Consider the following 17,935-nt stretch of genomic DNA (forward strand, 5'->3'; position numbering starts at 1 on the left):
TATCCAAATGCGAGGTGAACTTCAGATTGAGATATATCCTGCCTTTTCTAATCATCATCCCAGCGCTTGAGATTGGCATTTTGCTGTTCTCAGGCAAAACGCTCGGAATTGTTCCGACCATTCTGCTGATCATTGCAACTGGAGTAGGCGGAGCATGGCTTGCCAAAAAACAAGGCATAGAAGCCGTTCAAAAAGTCCAGAGGGAAATAAGCAGGGGCAACATTCCCGGAGACTCGATTCTCGACGGACTCTGTATCCTTACAGGCGGGCTTCTTTTGCTCACACCAGGCTTCATCACCGATTTAACCGGTTTTATCCTGCTCATACCCGGCACGAGGAAAATGGTTAAACCGCTTCTTCAGAAGCAAATCAGCAAAATGATCGACCGAAACCGGTTTACCATTATCAGATAGAGCCGCGCGAAGCTTTCCGGCAAGAAGAATCCCCCGAAATAATTCGGGGGATTTCTTATCTGGCTGCAGGGGTATAATAGGTGCTTACACTTTGCTGTGAAATTGGAGATTTTTGGATGCGTCGGAGTGAAAGTAAGTCAAAGAATCGTACCCTGTAAAACTGAAAAACGATATTAGAGGGTAAGGAAAGCCAAGAATCGTACCCTGTAAAACTGTGAAATGATATTAGAGGGTAAGGAAAGCCCGGAATCGTACCCTGTAAAACTGAAAAACGATATTAGAGGGTAAAGAAAGCCAAGAATCGTACCCTGTAAAACTGAAAAACGATGTTAGAGGGTAAGGAAAGCCCGGAATCGTACCCTTTAAAACCGTAAAACGATATGCGAGGGTAAGGAAAGTCTTGAATCGTACCCTGTAGAACCGTAAAACAATATGCGAGGGTAAGGAACTATGAAAACTCCACCCTCTGAGTTGAACGTGCAGGAAAGCTGCCGAAAACGCGGACACTGCTTCTGGGCATAGCAGTTACGCTATTTCTTATCACCTGCTTTTCCCTGTTATAAACTTCCACGCATCCTCAAAAACCCCGGCGTTCTGAAGGGCGTTAAAAATGACAAGAGCAACCGGTCCTGCAATCAGGCCTAAAAACCCGATCAGCTTAAAGCCGACAAACAGAGAAAGCAGGGTAGCAAGCGGATCAAGACCAATGGTGGAAGAGAGAATTTTCGGCTCTATCAGCTGCCTCTGCATTAAGATAATAAGATACAGCGCGCAAAGTCCAATAGCAAAGGGGAGTTCGCCGCTGAAAGCAGAGTAGATGATCCAGGGAACAAAAACAAGACCGGTGCCAAGGTACGGCAAAAGATCGACCAGGCCAATCAGCAGAGCAATCGTGATTGCATAATCCACTCTCAATAAGAGCAACCCTATAAGGACGGTCACAGCAGTGATGCTGATTAAAATAATCTGAGCCTTTATAAAACCGAATAATGCTTTTTTTAAGTCATCTGCGACTGACCTTCCGCTTTTTCGTGCTTTGACGGGAAGGTATTTTCTGAGGAGCCGCTGGAACTTGTACCAGTCCTTGCTGATAAAAAAAGCGGCTAAAAGAGAAAAGACAGCGGCGGTTGCAGCATTTGGAAGCCAGCTGATCAGAAGCGGAATGTTTTCTAAAATTTCTTTTAAAAAATCAGCCGCGTTAGATCCAATTTGTTCACCGGTGTGCTGGATGTTTGCAAGAATCGTTTTTTGCTGGGATGCATCAAGAGTATTAAACAGCGCTGCAAAGTCCTCATAGACCGGCAGAATCCGGTCTAAAGTAAATGTTTCAATATAAACAACAAGCGTTTTAAAATGCTCAGGAACAGATGAAGCTAAATAAGTCGTTCCCGCTACAATCTCTGCAATAAGAAGTGTGACCATTCCTGCAAAGACAATGACTAAGCACGCAATAGACAAAAACACGGCAGCGCCGCGAACCATCCGCCTCTCAAGCAGATCGACCATGGGATTTATAATAGAGGCTAATAGAAAACCTATAATAAATGGATAAGCGAGGGCAGATACATAATAGACGGACGCAGCTGCAGCTATGATGACCGCCGTGACTGCAAGGGCTCTGAAGGCGGCCTCTGCCGGATGTGCATTCAATAAATTACCCTCCTGTTCTCTTTAAGAAAAATCTGGAAAGGAAGAATGAAATGAATCAACCTGTCCTATTTTTAATCATATTATTCATCGTTGGATTTCTTGCCAAAAATCAGTCATTAATGTTTGCAGTAGGTTTTCTTCTTGCTGTTAAACTGACCGGACTTGATGAAAAGCTGTTTCCGCACATTCAGTCAAAAGGCATAAACTGGGGTGTTACGGTTATTACGATTGCTGTTCTCGTCCCGATTGCCACAGGGGATATCGGGTTTAAGCAGCTGACAGAAGCAATGAAATCCTCGTACGCATGGATTGCCCTTGGTGCAGGAATTGCTGTGGCGCTGATTGCGAAAAACGGTTTGACTCTGCTGCAGGATGACCCGCATATTACAACAGCGCTTGTATTTGGAACCATTCTTGCCGTTTCTTTATTTGGGGGAGTGGCAGTCGGGCCGCTGATCGGAGCGGGCATTGCCTATCTGGCCATGCAAACGGTTAAATTTTTTGGTTAATATAATAAATTCTGATACAATATACGAGAAGGCGCCTTGAAAACCTATTATTCATCTTAAATATCATTTTTCTGACAAATTTTTTGCTTCTGGAAATTCTTTTCGTTCACAAAAATCAGATAATTGTTTATAATGGATATAGGCAGTTTGATTACGCCTTCTTGTTCATCTTAAGTCACAATTGAAGATAACATTCGATGTGGCTCTTATAATGGCTGTAAATGTAAGCATTTTCTTTTTAAAAATGCTTGAGTATTGAGCAAGCGCTCGGTCGTTTAAATAATTGGAAGAATGGGCAAATAAGAAGAAAAAAAGATTTGTCGAATGCTATCTTTTATTGCTGACGAGAAGAGCGGATCAATGGGGATATTTTTGCAAAGGAGAGATTTACATGACAACAACACGGGGTCTGGAGGGAGTAGTTGCTACTACTTCATCCGTAAGTTCAATTATTGATGATACTCTTACATATGCGGGGTATAACATCGATGATTTAGCAGAGAATGCTAGTTTCGAAGAGGTTGTATATTTATTGTGGCACAGAAAGCTTCCTGATCATGCAGAGCTTGCACAAATTAAAAAAGAGCTTGCAGAGAATGCGGAAATACCGCAGGAGGTTGTCAGCCATTTTAAATCATACGACCTTAAGTCAGTGCATCCGATGGCGGCGCTCCGCACAGCTGTTTCCCTTCTGGGGCTGTTTGACAGCGAAGCCGATGTCATGGATCCGGAAGCGAACTACCGCAAAGCGATCCGTCTGCAGGCTAAACTGCCTACAATTGTGGCTGCATTCGCACGTATCCGCAAGGGTCTTGAGCCTATTAAACCGAAGGCAGATGTAAGCTTAGCAGAAAACTTCCTGTATACACTGACAGGCGAAGAGCCAAGCAGTGTTGCTGTTGAGGCTTTCAACAAGGCGCTCGTTCTTCATGCAGATCATGAATTAAATGCATCTACATTCACAGCGCGTGTCTGCGTGGCGACACTGTCAGACGTCTATTCCGGAATCACTGCAGCGATCGGAGCTCTAAAAGGGCCGCTTCACGGGGGAGCAAACGAAGCTGTTATGAAGATGCTGAAGGAAATCGGCGATGTAGATAACGTTGAAGCGTACCTTCACGAAAAGTTTGCCCGCAAAGAAAAAATCATGGGATTCGGACACCGCGTATACCGCCAGGGAGATCCGAGAGCCAAGCATCTGAGAGAAATGTCCGAGAAGCTGACTAACCTGACAGGCGAACCGAAATGGTTTGAAATGTCCACAAAAATCGAAGAGATCGTAACCAGCGAAAAATCAATTCCGCCGAATGTTGATTTCTATTCAGCATCCATGTACCACAGCCTTGGAATTGACCATGACCTTTTCACGCCGATCTTTGCTGTCAGCCGTGTATCAGGATGGCTTGCCCACATTCTTGAGCAGTACGAAAACAACCGCCTGATCCGCCCTCGCGCAGATTACACAGGCCCTGACATGCAAAAATACGTTCCAATTGAGCAGCGCGGCTGATTTCAGCGGATGAGGCAGTATTGGCAAATGCTGATGCTGCCTGTCCCTGCGCATTACTCCCAAAAATCAAATTTCACATACATAACAGGAGGTAACTACAATGACACAAGGACAAAAAATCACAGTTGCAGACGGAGTACTTAACGTACCAAACGATCCAATTATTCCATTTATCGAAGGAGACGGCATTGGTCCTGATATCTGGGCTGCAGCTTCACGCGTTCTTGAAGCAGCTGTTGACAAAGCTTACAATGGCGAGAAGAAAATCGTATGGAAAGAAGTGCTTGCAGGAGAAAAAGCATTCAATCAGACCGGCGAGTGGCTTCCTGAAGAAACACTTGACGTGATCCGCGAGTATTTCATTGCAATCAAAGGACCTTTAACAACTCCTGTAGGCGGCGGAATCCGTTCATTGAACGTTGCCCTTCGCCAGGAGCTTGATCTGTTCACATGCCTGCGTCCAGTACGCTACTTCAACGGTGTTCCGTCTCCAATCAAACGCCCTGAAGATACAGACATGGTAATCTTCCGTGAAAATACTGAAGATATTTATGCCGGCATCGAGTATGCAAAAGGCTCTGAGGAAGTTGAAAAGCTGATTGCTTTCCTTAAAAATGAAATGGGCGTAAACAAAATCCGTTTCCCTGAGACTTCAGGAATCGGCATCAAGCCTGTATCAGAAGAAGGTACACAGCGTCTTGTGCGTGCTGCTATCAACTATGCAATCAAAGAAGGCCGCAAATCCGTAACACTTGTTCACAAAGGCAACATCATGAAATACACAGAAGGAGCCTTCAAAAACTGGGGCTACGAGCTTGCTGAAAAAGAATTCGGAGATCAAGTGTTCACTTGGGCTGAATATGACCGCATCGTTGAAAAAGACGGCAAAGACGCTGCAAACAAAGCGCAGCAGGAAGCTGAAGATGCAGGCAAAATCATCGTAAAAGATTCCATTGCTGATATTTTCCTTCAGCAGATCCTTACTCGTCCGCGCGAGTTTGACGTAGTTGCTACAATGAACCTGAACGGCGACTACATCTCAGATGCTCTTGCTGCACAAGTCGGCGGAATCGGCATCGCTCCTGGAGCTAATATTAACTATGAAACTGGACATGCTATTTTCGAAGCGACACATGGAACTGCTCCTAAATATGCAGGTCTTGATAAAGTAAATCCATCTTCTGTTATTCTGTCAGGTGTCCTTATGCTTGAGCACTTAGGCTGGAATGAGGCAGCTAAACTTGTTGTAGAAGCAATGGAAAATTCAATCTCTGAAAAAGTTGTCACTTACGACTTTGCCCGTTTAATGGACGGCGCTAAAGAAGTGAAATGCTCTGAGTTCGGAGATGCACTGATCAGCAAAATGTAAGGTCTTCTCAGGTCAATAATCCGCAGAGCTGTTTTTCACTTATGGAAAACAGCTCTGCTATGCTAAAGGGGATGTTTTAATGGGCATGAAGCGCAAAAAAGTTTCCGTAATCGGTGCAGGTTTCACAGGAGCAACCACTGCATTTTTATTAGCTCAAAAAGAACTGTCTGATGTTGTGCTTGTTGATATTCCGCAGCAGGAGAATCCGACTAAAGGAAAGGCTTTGGACATGCTTGAAGCAGGTCCTGTCCAGGGATTTGACGCTCAGATTACAGGGACCAGCGACTATGCAGATACGGCTGATTCTGATCTTGTCATCATTACAGCAGGCATTGCGAGAAAACCCGGAATGAGCCGCGACGACCTTGTTCAGACGAACCAGAAAATCATGAAAAGCGTGACAAAGGAGATTGTGAAGTATTCGCCAGATGCGGTCATTCTAGTTTTGACCAATCCGGTTGATGCCATGACCTACACGGTTTTCAAAGAGTCAGGTTTTCCTAAACACCGCGTCATCGGCCAGTCAGGTGTTCTCGACACTGCGCGCTTCCGCACATTTGCGGCACAGGAGCTGAATCTGTCTGTGAAAGATGTGACTGGATTTGTTCTTGGCGGACACGGTGATGACATGGTTCCTCTAGTGAGATATTCGTATGCCGGCGGAATTCCGCTTGAAACGCTGATCCCTAAAGACCGCCTGGAAGCAATCGTTGAGAGAACACGCAAAGGCGGCGGTGAGATTGTCAATCTTCTTGGAAACGGAAGCGCCTATTATGCACCGGCTGCATCTCTTGCAGAAATGGCAGAAGCTATTCTTAAAGATCAGCGCCGTGTAATCCCCGCTATCGTTTACTTAGAAGGAGAATACGGGTTCGAAGGGATCTACCTTGGAGTTCCTGTCATTCTTGGCGGAAACGGGCTTGAGCAGATTATCGAGCTCGACTTGAATGATGATGAAAAAGAAGCATTATCAAGGTCTGCTGACTCGGTCAAAAGTGTCATGAAGGTTCTTTCTTAATCGCTGCCGGGGCTGGAGAATACTCTCCAGCCCCTTTCAGCAAGTTTCTTGTAAACGTTTTCAAAAGATTGGAGGATGACGATAATGCTGCTTGGCAAAAAAAGAAAACTCGGAAGACAGATTGATGAAATCACGGTTGGAGAGAAATTAACGCTGACCGAAAAAATTGAAGATAAAGACCTGCTGCTCTATCTTGGGCTGACAAATGATTCAAATCCGCTCTATATTCAGCACGATTATGCGTCACTGACGCCTTATGAAAAGCCGATTGTCCCAAGCATCATGCTGACGGGCATCATAACGTCTGCGATATCCAAATATATGCCCGGACCGGGAAGCCACATTCTCAGTCAAAACCTTGAATTTGTCCGGGCAGTCTATCATTACAGCATGATTCAGTTCCTTTTCGAGGTGACCCAAGTGAATGCGTCCGAAAATACTGTGCTACTCAAGGTACATGCGCACAATGACAAAGACGAGATCGTCATTCAGGGAACGTTAACAGTAGCGCCTCCTGCAGCGATTGCCTCTATGGACGGCAGTGCTCTTGAAAATTTTTAATCCAATGCCGGCACCTGATCAGGGTGCCGGCATTTTACTGCCTGTGACTGGAATGTCTTTTCCTGTTTTGGCTATTCTAATAGAGACAGACAGCGTGCTGAAAGGATCATTTGAAAGAAAACATTTGTTCATTTGAATCTATCCTCTATAATGGAAGTATAAAAGAGAGAAAACACGTTGGATTGCTAGGGGAATACTATTTGGTGGAGGCTTTATATGAGTAAGAAAATTCTGGTCGTAGATGATGAGCAATCAATCCTGACTCTGCTGCAATACAATCTGGTTCAGGCAGGGTATGAGGTAATAACCGCTATAGATGGAGAAGACGGGCTTGAGAAGGGTTTGAATGAGTCCCCTGATCTAATGGTTCTTGATCTTATGCTGCCTAAAATGGACGGGATCGAAGTGTGCAAGCAGCTTAGACAAAAGAAAATCATGGTGCCGATTCTCATGCTGACGGCTAAAGATGATGAATTTGATAAGGTGCTTGGCCTTGAGCTTGGCGCTGATGATTATATGACAAAGCCTTTCAGTCCGAGAGAAGTTGTGGCGAGAGTGAAAGCCATTTTGAGAAGAACGCAGACAACTTCTGAATCAGAAGAAAAAGAAGTCGATACATCTGAAAGAATTATGATAGGCGATTTGAGAATTCTTCCTGAACATTATGAAGCGTATTACGGGGATGAACGCCTTGAGCTGACACCTAAGGAATTTGAATTGCTTGTATACCTTGCCCGTCATAAAGGAAGAGTACTGACGCGCGACCAGCTTTTGAGTGCCGTATGGAACTATGATTTTGCAGGGGATACACGAATCGTGGATGTCCACATTAGTCACTTGAGGGAAAAGATTGAACGCAATACGAAAAAACCGCTTTATATTAAAACAATAAGGGGACTCGGCTACAAGCTTGAGGAGCCTAGGCTGGATGAATAGATTCCGGTCACGCCTTATTTTTGCCCTTATTACACTGATTATTGCCGTATTGATCGGCCTGGGGCTTTTGCTTGGTCAAATATTCGGCAGCTATTACATGAGTTCTTTTCAGGAGCGCATGAAAGAGGAAGCGAAAATTACTGAGCTTCTGGTGAAGGAAAAGGGACTGTCGTCTTCTGAGATGGATTCCTTCCTGAACCGCTACAGCAAAGCCATTAAAGCTCATATCACCATTTATGACAGAAACGGGAATGTTCTGCATGATGCCGGTCCGTTTAAACAGGATCACAATTCTATTTCAAAAGAGATTCTTCTAAAGCACCGGAATGCAGACAAAGGCTTCAAATTAAATATACAAAACGACAAACTGTATTTTTACGGACTTCCTTATCTGGAAAACAACGAAAAGCGGGGGTACATCGTCCTCAGCTCTACAGAATCGTCTTTAAAGAAAATCAACCAGCAAATATGGGGCTTGCTGATTGCAAGTCTGGGAATGGCCCTCCTTGTCATTCTGCTGCTTGCTGTCAGAATTACATCACGCTACACAAGGCCGATTGAATCGGCGACAAATGTTGCGATGGAGCTTGCAAAAGGAAATTATAAAGCAAGAACCTATGAAGATCACCTGGATGAAACGGGCATGCTCAGCCAGTCTATTAATGTGCTTGCCAGAAACCTTCAGGATATGAACCGTGCACAGGAAATGCAGCAGGACAGGCTGCAGACACTGATTGAAAATATGGGCAGCGGTCTGATTCTGATTGACGGAAGAGGCTACATCAACCTGGTAAACCGGGCATACAAAGAGCTCTTTCACATTAAATCAACAGACTTCCTATACAAGCTTTATTATGAAGCGTTCGAACACCGGGAGATTGTTGATTTGGTCGAGCATATCTTTATGACTGAAATCAAAGCAAGAAAACAGCTGCATCTCCCTCTGAAAATTGAGCGCAGGCATTTTGAAGTTTACGGTGCGCCGATTATAGGCACAAACGATGAATGGAAAGGCATTGTGCTTGTTTTCCATGATATCACTGAGCTGAAAAAACTCGAACAGATGAGAAAAGACTTTGTTGCGAACGTATCGCATGAGCTGAAAACACCGATTACATCGATTAAAGGGTTTACGGAAACGCTGCTTGACGGAGCACTTGAAGACAGGCAGACGCTGGAGTACTTTCTCTCGATCATCTTGAAAGAAAGCGACCGTCTTCAAACGCTTATTCAGGATTTGCTTGACCTGTCCAAAATAGAACAGCAGGGCTTTAAGCTGAACCTTCAGCACTGCAATGCGAAGGAAGTTCTCGAAGAAGTCATCATTATCCTAAAAAGCAAAGCAGAAGAAAAAGAAATCGGGCTGTCACTTGTTATGCCGGAGGATGAGCTTCATATTTACGGGGATGTGTACCGCCTGAAGCAGATCTTCATCAACCTGATCAGCAATGCATTGAACTATACACCCAAGGGCGGCAAAGTGAATGTTATCCTCAAAGATGGCGGTGACCATGCCGTATTTATCGTGAGTGACACGGGGATTGGCATTGAAAAAGAAGAAATTCCGCGGATTTTCGAACGTTTTTACAGAGTAGACAAAGCGAGAAGCCGGAATTCAGGCGGAACAGGACTCGGGCTTGCCATCGTCAAGCATCTGGTGGAAGCGCACAAAGGACGAATTTATGTGAGCAGCACCGTTGGAGAAGGGACTACGTTTACTGTTAAACTGAACAAAAACCAAAACGAAGGCTAGTTTACAATATATTTACATCACATTTATTCCTGCTTAATAAAATGCTGATAATATACTAAGTGAAAACCCCTTCATCCAAGGAGCCAATCTTTTGGACGAGAACATCCCTGTTCTCGTCCCTTTTTTTGTCTTCAAAAAAAAGATGAAACCTTTTCATGGAAAGAACGTAAATATTTGTGAAGAGAAAAAGGGGGCGGAGAAATGATCAGCATCAGGCGCATTTACACGATCATAGGGGCAGTTCTGCTGGCTGCAGTCCTGTTAATCGTTGCATTTACTACATGGTATACGGTCGATGAATCCGATCAGGCGGTTATCATCACATTCGGTGAAGTAGAACAAGGCATCAGTGAGCCCGGTCTTCACTTCAAAATGCCATGGCCAATTCAGTCCGTTGAAAAGCTGTCCAAAGAAACGTTCAGTCTTAAGTTCGGCTATTCCGAAGAAAACGGCGAAGTAAAATCCTTTCCAAAGGATACAAAGATGATCACAGGTGATGAAAATATCGTTCTCGCAGATATGGTTGTACAGTGGAAAATTACCGATCCTGAAAAGTACTTATTTAACTCGGAAGATCCAGAGGAAATCCTGTATGACGCCACATCAGCTTCCCTGCGAAGCATTATCGGCAGCTCTGAAATTGACGATGCTCTCACGTCCGGAAAAGTGGAAATCGAGGAAAATGTTCAAGAACTGCTGATTTCCCTGATGGAGAAGTATGATATCGGCATTTCAGTTCTGGCCGTCAAACTTCAGGATGTTGACCTTCCGAATGATGAGGTAAGGAAAGCCTTCACGGACGTAACAAGTGCGCGTGAAACGATGAATACAAAAATCAATGAAGCAAAAAAATACTCAAATCAGCGAACGCGTGAGGCTGAAGGGGAAGAGGATGCACTCATCTCAAAAGCAGAAGCTGACAAAACGGCAAGAATCGAAAAAGCCCGCGGAGAAGTAGCTAATTTCAACGCTGTTCTAAGCGAGTATGAAAAAGCCGAGGGCATAACAGAGAAGCGTCTCATTCTTGAAACGATCGATCAAGTGCTTCCTGGAGCCACGATCTATTTTATGAAGGATGACGGCAGCACAATGAAATACCTCCCTATTGGCGAACTGCAGAAAAAGAAAGAAGAGCCGAAGCCTGAAACTGAGGAAGGAAGTGAAAAGAATGGCCAATGACAACCTGGTGGACATGAGTGAAAAGCGCGGAGATTCCGGAGGATACAGCAAATATATAAAGACGGGACTCTGGCTTTTACTCACCCTTGCTGCAGCGATTGTTCTTTTCACGAACATGTTTGTTGTAAAAGAAAATGAATATAAAGTAGTCCGCCAGTTTGGCGAGGTTGTAAGAATCATAGAAAAGCCGGGGCTGCACTTGAAGATTCCCTTTGTGCAGTCGGTCTCATCTATTCCGAAATATCAGATGACATATGATGTTGAAGAAGCGGAAATTAATACGAAAGACAAAAAAAGGATACTGATCGATAATTATGCTGTGTGGAAAGTGGATGATCCTAAAAAAATGATTGCCAATGCGAGAACGCTCGTGAACGCTGAAACAAAAATGGCAGAGTTCACTTTTTCCACAGTCCGTTCAGAGCTTGGCCGGCTCAACTATGATGAAATCATCAATGATGAAAAGTCATCAAGAGGCAGCATTAATGATAAAGTCACTGAAATCGTGAATGGTCTTCTGGAAAAGGACGGGTACGGAATTACAGTCACAGATGTCAGAATCAAACGCACCGACCTGCCTGAGGACAATGAAGCATCTGTTTATACCCGCATGATATCCGAAAGACAGTCAACGGCCCAGGATTACTTGTCCCAGGGGGATGCAAAGAAAAACAGCGCCATTGCAGCAACCGACCGGACTGTAAAGGAAATGCTGGCTAAAGCAGCAGCCAATGCAGATGTTATAAGAAGTCAGGGAGAACAGGAAGCAGGGAGAATCTACAACAGTTCCTATTCTAAAAACCCGGAATTCTATGAGTTGTACAGAACACTTGAATCCTATAAAAAGACAATTGACGAAGAAACGGTCATTATCATGCCGTTTGACTCTGATTATGCTAAAACATTGATGGGCGGAACTGACTAACAGCGTCCTGTCCCCTGATTTTCATTCTGTCTGCCTGTCATGGTAGAATAGAGAAAGAAAATCAGGGGATTTTTTATATCCTTTTACAGGGAGGTTTACCTATGCCGAAAAAACTCGTGCTGATTGACGGGAACAGCATTGCCTACCGGGCTTTTTTTGCCCTTCCGCTGCTGAATAATGACAAAGGTGTACATACAAACGCTATTTACGGATTTACCATGATCCTAATGAAAATACTTGAAGATGAAAAGCCGTCTCACATGCTGGTTGCCTTTGATGCGGGAAAAACGACCTTCAGGCATGAAACGTTCAAAGAATACAAGGGCGGCCGGCAGAAGACCCCGCCGGAGCTGTCGGAGCAATTTCCGTTTATAAGGGAGCTGCTTGATGCCTACAGCATATCACGGTATGAGCTTCCGAATTATGAAGCGGATGATATTATCGGAACGCTGTCAAAACAAGCCGAAAAAGACGGTTTTGAAGTAAAAGTCATTTCAGGTGATAAAGATTTGACGCAGCTCGTCTCAGAACAGATCACCGTTGACATTACAAGAAAAGGAATAACAGATGTTGATTCCTATACGCCTGAATTTGTTATGGAGAAATACGGCCTGTCCCCCTCTCAGATTATCGATATGAAGGGGCTTATGGGAGACAGTTCAGACAACATCCCGGGTGTTCCGGGCGTCGGAGAAAAAACGGCGATCAAACTTCTGAAGGAACATGAAACCCTTGAAGCGCTCTATGAATCCTTAGACAAGGTTACGGCCAAAAAATTAAAAGAAAAGCTTGAAGAAAATAAAGAACAGGCGATGATGAGCAAAGAGCTTGCAACAATCAACTGTGAGGCGCCGCTTGAAATTACCTTGTCTGAAGCCGAGTATAAGGGCTTTGAGGCGAAGAATGTGGCGGGTATTTACAAAGAGCTCGGCTTCAATTCTCTCTTGGACAAACTGGGAGCGGACACAGAAGCAGAGCTTGAGCCCATTGAAGATGTTCAATTTGAAATGCTGGACGAAATAGCGGATAAGCACCTGACGGATGATGCCGTCCTTATTGTCGAAGTGCTTGATGACAACTATCACAGCAGCAGCATAATCGGACTTGCCGTCATCAATGAGAATGGCAGCTACTATGTGCCGGCAGAACTTGCCGTTAAATCTGAGGTGTTTAAAAAATGGGCGGCAGACGGGACGAAGCGCAAAACGGTCTATGATGCCAAACAATCCATCGTTGCTCTTCACTGGCAGGGGATTGAGCTGAACGCAGTTGAATTTGACGTTTTGCTTGCAGCCTATATCCTGGACCCGTCGCAGTCGTTTGCTGATGCAGCAGGAGTGGCCCGCCACAGCGGAATTCACCTTGTTCAGTCCGACGAAACGGTTTATGGCAAGGGAGCAAAACGCGCCATTCCGGAAGCTTCGATGCTTGCTGAACACCTTGTGAGAAAAGGTCTCGCCCTAAAGGCTGTTAAAGAAAAGCTTCAGCTCCAACTTGAGGAAAATGAGCAGCTTGAGCTTTATCTTGATCTTGAAATGCCGCTTTCCATTATTCTTGCGGAGATGGAAGCAACAGGTGTGAGCGTGGATATTGAGCGTCTCGAAGACATGGGACGGGAGCTGAAAGACCGTCTGATGACACTGGAAGAAACGATTCACCGTCTCGCCGGTGAGGCCTTTAATATCAATTCGCCAAAGCAGCTTGGCTCGATTCTCTTTGACAAGCTTGGACTGCCTGCTGCAAAGAAAACAAAGACAGGATACTCCACGTCTGCAGACGTCCTTGAAAAGCTCGCAGGCAAACATGAAATCGTGCAGGAAATCCTTCATTACCGCCAGCTTGGAAAACTTCAGTCCACCTATATTGAGGGGCTTTTGAAAGTCGTCCACAAGGACACAAGAAAGGTGCATACAAGATATGTACAGACGCTTACTCAGACAGGCCGCCTGAGCTCGACGGACCCGAATCTGCAGAATATCCCGATCCGCCTTGAAGAGGGCCGCAAAATCCGCCAGGCCTTTGTCCCTTCTGAAAAAGACTGGGTCATGTTTGCAGCAGATTATTCGCAGATTGAACTCCGGGTTCTTGCCCACATTGCAGGTGACAGCAATCTGATTGAGGCCTTTCAAAATGACCTTGATATTCATACGAAAACAGCCATGGACGTTTTCGGCGTTGAAGCGGATGCCGTTACTTCAAATATGAGAAGGCAGGCGAAGGCTGTTAACTTTGGTATCGTATATGGAATCAGCGACTATGGCCTTTCTCAAAGTCTGAACATTACCCGGAAAGAGGCAGGAGAGTTTATTAAACGCTACCTCGAAAGCTTCGATGGAGTAAAGGAATATATGGAGGAGATTGTACAGGAAGCCAAGCAGAACGGCTATGTCAAAACGCTTCTTCACCGCAGACGCTATATCCCTGAAATAACGAGCAGGAATTTCAATATCAGAAGCTTTGCAGAGAGAACGGCGATGAATACCCCAATCCAGGGAAGTGCGGCCGATATCATCAAAAAAGCGATGATTGACATGGCTGCAAAGCTGAAAGAGGAAAAGCTGCAGACACGCCTGCTCCTTCAGGTGCACGATGAATTGATTTTTGAAGCTCCTAAAGAAGAAATACCAATACTTGAAAAGCTTGTTCCGCAAGTAATGGAACATGCCGTTGAACTGAAAGTGCCTCTTAAAGTGGACTACTCCTATGGTTCATCCTGGTACGACGCAAAATAAGGAAGTGAGAATATGCCTGAACTGCCGGAGGTTGAAACCGTCAGACAGACGCTGATTGAATTAGTCAAAGGGAAAACAATTGAGGCCGTGTATATCCATTGGCCGAAGATGATTAAAAAGCCGGAAGAAACGGTGCAGTTTCAGGATGCCGTTGCCGGTCAGACGATCCAGGATGTCGGAAGACGGGGGAAGTTCCTCAAATTCTACCTTGATGACTATGTCCTTGTCTCCCATCTCAGGATGGAAGGGAAATACGGCCTGTTTCAGTCGTCTGACCCCATCGACAAGCACACGCATGTCGTATTTAAGATGACGGATGGATCAGAGCTCAGGTATAAGGATGTAAGAAAGTTTGGCACGATGCACCTTTTCACCATAGGCGAGGAAGAACTGCATATGCCCCTGTCCCATCTTGGGCCGGAACCGTTCTCTGAAAGCTTTACCCCTGAATACCTGCAGGAAATGCTGAAAAAGACGAATCGGAAAATCAAGGCTGTGCTCCTTGATCAGAAGGTGCTTGTAGGCCTTGGGAACATTTATGTAGATGAAGCTCTCTTCAGATCCGGCATCCACCCTGAGCGTCCTGCAAACGGGCTCAGCGCAGAGGAAACAGCGAAGCTTCAGCAGGAAATTGTGCGCACTTTGAGTGAAGCCGTTGAAAAAGGCGGAAGCACGGTCAGATCCTACGTGAACACGCAAGGTCAGATCGGCATGTTTCAGCTGCAGCTGTTTGTATACGGAAGAACGAATGAACCGTGCAAGGTCTGCGGCGAAACCCTGATCAAAACTGTAGTTGGAGGAAGGGGAACTCACTACTGCAGCAGGTGCCAGAGATAAGTGAACACCTCATAGGCCGATGTCATATACTACCGTAGCATTTGCGGAAGGGGCATGGTTTATGGTTGCAGCTGCATCACTTTTTTTATTGGCATTTGCAGTAAGTCTGGATAGCTTTTCAGTCGGTTTCACTTATGGATTAAGAAAAATGAGCATGCCGTTTAAGTCGGTCTTCATCATTGCCTGCTGTTCGGCAGTTACCTTGCTGCTTGCAATGGGGGTTGGACACGCGCTTGCCTCTGTTCTCCCGCACAGTCTGACCGGAAAGCTCGGCGGCATTATCTTAATAGGTATTGGCGCATGGGTGCTTTATCAGTTTCTTCAGCCTGTCAGGGAAATGACAAAGGAAGAATCTGAAAAGACCCTGCTTAACCTTGAAATCAAGTCGTTTGGCATCGTGATAAACATTTTGAGCAGACCGGCTGCAGCAGATATTGATAAATCCGGCACAATCACTGGGGTTGAAGCCCTCCTGCTCGGATTTGCATTGTCGCTTGATGCGTTTGGGGCAGGAATAGGAGCGGCGCTGCTCGGCTATTCTCCCTTTGCGACAAGCGTGCTTGTGGCCGTTATGAGCTCATTATTTGTAATGTTCGGAATCAAATCCGGGCACCTCTTTTCAAGATTTGCCTGGATGGAAAAACTATCATTTCTTCCGGGAGTTCTGCTGATTATACTCGGAATCTGGAAGCTTTAGAAGCAGGGGGAATAAAAAGTGACGCTCTCAATTGGTTTAACAGGCGGAATTGCAAGCGGAAAAAGCACCGTATCAAACATGTTCAAAGAAGCAAACATCCCGGTTATAGATGCAGATATCATCGCGAGACAGGTCGTAGAACAAGGCGCGCCGGCATACCGGCTGATTGCAGAAGCATTTGGGAGCGGCATCCTTCAGGAAGACGGATCGATTGACCGCGAGAAGCTTGGGAGCATTATTTTTCAACATGCAAAAGAGCGGGAAAAACTGAACAGCATCGTGCATCCGGCAGTCAGAAAAGAAATGCTGAGGCAAAAGGAAGAGGCGGAGGCAAACGGGGAGGCTGCGGTCGTCCTGGATATTCCGCTTTTGTTTGAAAGCAAGCTGACACACTTGGCGGATGTTACGCTGGTCGTATACGTGAATCCGGATGTGCAGCTCAGCAGATTAATGAAACGCAACGGCTTATCAGAAGAAGATGCAAAATGGAGAATCGCTTCCCAGCTCCCCCTGAATGAAAAAAAGGATCAGGCGGATGAAGTAATCGACAACAACGGAACGATCGAAGCAACAAAAGAACAGTTTCATACATTGCTTGAAAAATGGAACCTGGCTTCTAAGTGAAGCCTGGTTTCATTTTTTTTTGAAAAAAGAACATTTAATCATCCTATTTGGGCTTAAATGTGATATACTAATCGTGCGAATAAGCATATATTAGTATATCACATAATCCGAGAGGGGTAATGGTATGAAAGCGAAGATTGCCATTAACGGTTTTGGTCGAATTGGGAGAATGGTATTCAGAAAAGCAATCTTTGAAGAAAGCATGACGATTGTCGCCATCAACGCAAGCTATCCGGCTGAGACGCTGGCGCACATGATCAAATATGATACAAACCACGGGAAGTTCGAAGGGGAAGTGCTTCCTTTTGATGATTATTTGCTAGTTAACGGACAAAAGGTCCAATTACTTAATTTCAGAGATCCGAGGGATTTGCCTTGGGGGCTCATGGATATTGATATAGTTGTTGAAGCTACGGGTAAATTCAACGACGGTGAAAAAGCGATGTACCATGTACAGGCCGGCGCAAAAAAAGTCATCTTAACAGCACCGGGGAAAAATGAAGACATTACAGTTGTCATGGGCGTAAATGAAGAGGCTTACAACAATGAACAGCACGTCATCATTTCAAATGCATCATGCACAACAAACTGCCTGGCACCTGTTGTAAAAGTGCTCGATGAACAGTTCGGCATTGAAAATGGCCTCATGACAACCGTTCACGCCTACACAAACGATCAGAAAAACATTGATAACCCGCACAAAGATCTGCGCAGAGCAAGAGCATGCGGCCAGTCCATCATCCCGACAACAACAGGCGCTGCAAAAGCGCTGTCTCTTGTCCTGCCTCATTTGAAGGGCAAACTTCATGGCATGGCACTTAGAGTCCCGACTCCGAATGTCTCGCTCGTCGACCTCGTTGTCGACGTGAAAAGAGACGTGACAGTTGAAGAAGTGAGTGCTGCGTTCATGGATGCTGCAGACGGAGAACTCCAGGGAATCCTGGATTTTACAACAGAGCCGCTAGTATCGATTGACTTTAATACAAACCCGCATTCCGCAATCATCGACGGCCTGTCCACCATGGTCATGGCAGACCGGAAAATCAAAGTGCTCGCATGGTATGACAACGAGTGGGGCTATTCTTGCAGAGTCGTGGATCTCGTTCGATTCGTTGCTTCGAAAATGAAGAAGTTATCGGCGGTATAAACGTATAAGTGGAAAAGGCAGCCTTTGGCTGTCTTTTCTTTATGCATCCAGCTTTTAGGGGTGGTGCAAACCTGC

The 17,935-nt window shown here is 45.2% G+C and carries 16 protein-coding genes; 15 read left to right on the plus strand and 1 reads right to left on the minus strand.

The genetic code is table 11. From position 1 onward, the window contains the following. The first annotated feature begins 26 nt into the window (after window positions 1-26). Window positions 27-413, plus strand: coding sequence for an FxsA family protein (locus ACTSEZ_RS13210; RefSeq protein WP_369734646.1), 387 nt, complete (start codon window positions 27-29; stop codon window positions 411-413). A 540-nt stretch (window positions 414-953) separates the two neighbouring features. On the opposite strand, the gene ytvI is transcribed toward ACTSEZ_RS13210, so the two are convergent. Continuing rightward, a complete protein-coding gene (gene ytvI / locus ACTSEZ_RS13215; RefSeq protein WP_369734647.1) occupies window positions 954-2,063 on the minus strand; it encodes a sporulation integral membrane protein YtvI in 1,110 nt (369 codons plus the stop codon). 50 nt (window positions 2,064-2,113) lie between these two features. Here ytvI and ACTSEZ_RS13220 point away from each other — a divergent pair, with 50 nt between their 5' ends. From ACTSEZ_RS13220 to ACTSEZ_RS13285, 14 genes are all read left to right on the plus strand, one after another. Beyond that, window positions 2,114-2,572: a DUF441 domain-containing protein gene (locus ACTSEZ_RS13220; RefSeq protein ID WP_029279153.1), complete on the plus strand. Its 459-nt coding sequence runs from the start codon at window positions 2,114-2,116 to the stop codon at window positions 2,570-2,572. A gap of 391 nt (window positions 2,573-2,963) precedes the next feature. Further along, complete coding sequence (gene citZ / locus ACTSEZ_RS13225) at window positions 2,964-4,082, plus strand: citrate synthase (protein WP_369734648.1); 1,119 nt, start codon at window positions 2,964-2,966, stop codon at window positions 4,080-4,082. A gap of 100 nt (window positions 4,083-4,182) precedes the next feature. After that, complete coding sequence (icd, locus tag ACTSEZ_RS13230) at window positions 4,183-5,451, plus strand: NADP-dependent isocitrate dehydrogenase (RefSeq protein WP_369734649.1); 1,269 nt, start codon at window positions 4,183-4,185, stop codon at window positions 5,449-5,451. Window positions 5,452-5,530: 79 nt separating this feature from the next. After that, the gene (gene mdh, locus ACTSEZ_RS13235) at window positions 5,531-6,469 is read left to right on the plus strand and encodes a malate dehydrogenase (RefSeq protein ID WP_369734650.1); all 939 of its coding nucleotides are present in this window, start codon (window positions 5,531-5,533) and stop codon (window positions 6,467-6,469) included. Window positions 6,470-6,556: 87 nt separating this feature from the next. Then, a complete protein-coding gene (locus ACTSEZ_RS13240) occupies window positions 6,557-7,030 on the plus strand; it encodes a MaoC/PaaZ C-terminal domain-containing protein (RefSeq protein ID WP_369734836.1) in 474 nt (157 codons plus the stop codon). 216 nt (window positions 7,031-7,246) lie between these two features. Next, the gene (locus ACTSEZ_RS13245) at window positions 7,247-7,966 is read left to right on the plus strand and encodes a winged helix-turn-helix domain-containing protein (protein ID WP_369734651.1); all 720 of its coding nucleotides are present in this window, start codon (window positions 7,247-7,249) and stop codon (window positions 7,964-7,966) included. Then, on the plus strand, window positions 7,959-9,719 hold the full coding sequence (pnpS, locus tag ACTSEZ_RS13250; RefSeq protein WP_369734652.1) for a two-component system histidine kinase PnpS: 1,761 nt from the start codon (window positions 7,959-7,961) through the stop codon (window positions 9,717-9,719). The genes ACTSEZ_RS13245 and pnpS overlap by 8 nt, the downstream gene beginning before the upstream one ends. 201 nt (window positions 9,720-9,920) lie before the next feature. Further along, on the plus strand, window positions 9,921-10,898 hold the full coding sequence (hflK, locus tag ACTSEZ_RS13255) for an FtsH protease activity modulator HflK (protein ID WP_369734653.1): 978 nt from the start codon (window positions 9,921-9,923) through the stop codon (window positions 10,896-10,898). Further along, a complete protein-coding gene (gene hflC, locus ACTSEZ_RS13260) occupies window positions 10,888-11,823 on the plus strand; it encodes a protease modulator HflC (RefSeq protein WP_369734654.1) in 936 nt (311 codons plus the stop codon). Before hflK ends, hflC begins: the two co-directional genes overlap by 11 nt. Window positions 11,824-11,924: 101 nt before the next feature. Then, a complete protein-coding gene (polA, locus tag ACTSEZ_RS13265) occupies window positions 11,925-14,555 on the plus strand; it encodes a DNA polymerase I (RefSeq protein ID WP_369734655.1) in 2,631 nt (876 codons plus the stop codon). Window positions 14,556-14,567: 12 nt separating this feature from the next. Further along, a complete protein-coding gene (mutM, locus tag ACTSEZ_RS13270) occupies window positions 14,568-15,392 on the plus strand; it encodes a DNA-formamidopyrimidine glycosylase (protein ID WP_369734656.1) in 825 nt (274 codons plus the stop codon). Window positions 15,393-15,453: 61 nt separating this feature from the next. Then, window positions 15,454-16,089, plus strand: coding sequence for a sporulation membrane protein YtaF (gene ytaF / locus ACTSEZ_RS13275; RefSeq protein WP_369734657.1), 636 nt, complete (start codon window positions 15,454-15,456; stop codon window positions 16,087-16,089). Between the two features lie 18 nt (window positions 16,090-16,107). Beyond that, window positions 16,108-16,713, plus strand: coding sequence for a dephospho-CoA kinase (gene coaE / locus ACTSEZ_RS13280; protein WP_369734658.1), 606 nt, complete (start codon window positions 16,108-16,110; stop codon window positions 16,711-16,713). Between the two features lie 124 nt (window positions 16,714-16,837). Further along, window positions 16,838-17,860, plus strand: coding sequence for a glyceraldehyde-3-phosphate dehydrogenase (locus tag ACTSEZ_RS13285; RefSeq protein WP_369734659.1), 1,023 nt, complete (start codon window positions 16,838-16,840; stop codon window positions 17,858-17,860). Window positions 17,861-17,935 lie beyond the last annotated feature (75 nt).

It is taken from the genome of Metabacillus mesotrionivorans (assembly GCF_052171315.1).
Taxonomy (GTDB): Bacteria; Bacillota; Bacilli; order Bacillales; family Bacillaceae; genus Bacillus_P.

Coding starts and splice junctions, on each gene's coding strand:
- mdh (WP_369734650.1), top strand. CDS start 5,531: ATGGGCATGAAGCGCAAAAAAGTTTCCGTAATCGGTGCAGGTTTCACA.
- hflK (WP_369734653.1), top strand. CDS start 9,921: ATGATCAGCATCAGGCGCATTTACACGATCATAGGGGCAGTTCTGCTG.
- ACTSEZ_RS13245 (WP_369734651.1), top strand. CDS start 7,247: ATGAGTAAGAAAATTCTGGTCGTAGATGATGAGCAATCAATCCTGACT.
- mutM (WP_369734656.1), top strand. CDS start 14,568: ATGCCTGAACTGCCGGAGGTTGAAACCGTCAGACAGACGCTGATTGAA.
- ytaF (WP_369734657.1), top strand. CDS start 15,454: ATGGTTGCAGCTGCATCACTTTTTTTATTGGCATTTGCAGTAAGTCTG.
- pnpS (WP_369734652.1), top strand. CDS start 7,959: ATGAATAGATTCCGGTCACGCCTTATTTTTGCCCTTATTACACTGATT.
- ACTSEZ_RS13220 (WP_029279153.1), top strand. CDS start 2,114: ATGAATCAACCTGTCCTATTTTTAATCATATTATTCATCGTTGGATTT.
- ACTSEZ_RS13285 (WP_369734659.1), top strand. CDS start 16,838: ATGAAAGCGAAGATTGCCATTAACGGTTTTGGTCGAATTGGGAGAATG.
- hflC (WP_369734654.1), top strand. CDS start 10,888: ATGGCCAATGACAACCTGGTGGACATGAGTGAAAAGCGCGGAGATTCC.
- icd (WP_369734649.1), top strand. CDS start 4,183: ATGACACAAGGACAAAAAATCACAGTTGCAGACGGAGTACTTAACGTA.
- polA (WP_369734655.1), top strand. CDS start 11,925: ATGCCGAAAAAACTCGTGCTGATTGACGGGAACAGCATTGCCTACCGG.
- citZ (WP_369734648.1), top strand. CDS start 2,964: ATGACAACAACACGGGGTCTGGAGGGAGTAGTTGCTACTACTTCATCC.